Source organism: Planotetraspora mira, assembly GCF_016863275.1.
Classification (GTDB): Bacteria; Actinomycetota; Actinomycetes; order Streptosporangiales; family Streptosporangiaceae; genus Planotetraspora; species Planotetraspora mira.
The window spans coordinates 1-704 of the sequence record NZ_BOOO01000093.1 but is presented as its reverse complement, the minus strand read 5'-3'; the positions used below and the strand labels follow the sequence as shown (position 1 = coordinate 704).

Annotated in this window: 1 protein-coding gene; it reads right to left on the bottom strand. The window is 65.3% G+C overall.

What is annotated here, in order from left to right; translation table 11 throughout:
• Window positions 1–704, bottom strand: a 704-nt coding sequence (locus Pmi06nite_RS41630) for a DUF222 domain-containing protein (RefSeq protein ID WP_203958777.1), incomplete at both ends; no start/stop codon positions are given.

Sequence of the window (704 nt, the reverse complement as noted above, 5' to 3'; positions counted from 1 at the left end):
GGGGAGGGATTCGGCGTGGACGAGGACGAGGAGTTCGGTGGTGATTTTGGTTTCGAGGAGCATGGTGAGTGCGTCGGCGTTGCGGACGCGCAGGGGCCGTTCGTCGTTTTCGGTTCTGGGTTTGGCGTAGGCGTCCAGCCAGGTTTTCAGTCGTGCGGCGGCTTCTTTGGGGAGCCGGAATTCTCCCTGCATGCCACCGGAGCCGGTTGGGCGTACATGCAGGAATCGTTTGTCGTAGTCGGCGTCGTCGTCTTTGTCCTGCCCGTCCGGGTCGAGGATGTCGCGGAGGTAGCGGCCGGCTTTGGCGACGTCTTCGGGGGTGGCCTGGTCGGCCAGGTCGGTCAGGATCTGCTCGGCGATCGGTGCTTGTTGGTCGGTGAGGTCTTTGATGGCGGTGCAGATCGCGTTGACCTGGGCTTCGTTCAGGGTGCCTTCGGCGAATCGTGTGCGTACCAGGGGGAGGCGGGCCAGTTGGGTGCCGATGGTCATCAGGTGGGCGGCGGCGGTTCGGCTGGTGCCGCAGGCGTTGTGTAGCCAGGTGCGGGTGCTGCTGTGTCCGTGTGCTCGGGCTTCGCGCGTGTGGTGGACCCGTTCCACCCGTGCGGTGATGGCGGAGATCAACCGATCCCGTGCGAAGGCCAACTGTTGTGCCTGGGCCAAACACGCTGCCGGTGAGTCCGGCAAGTCTGCCAGGGCCAGCGCTG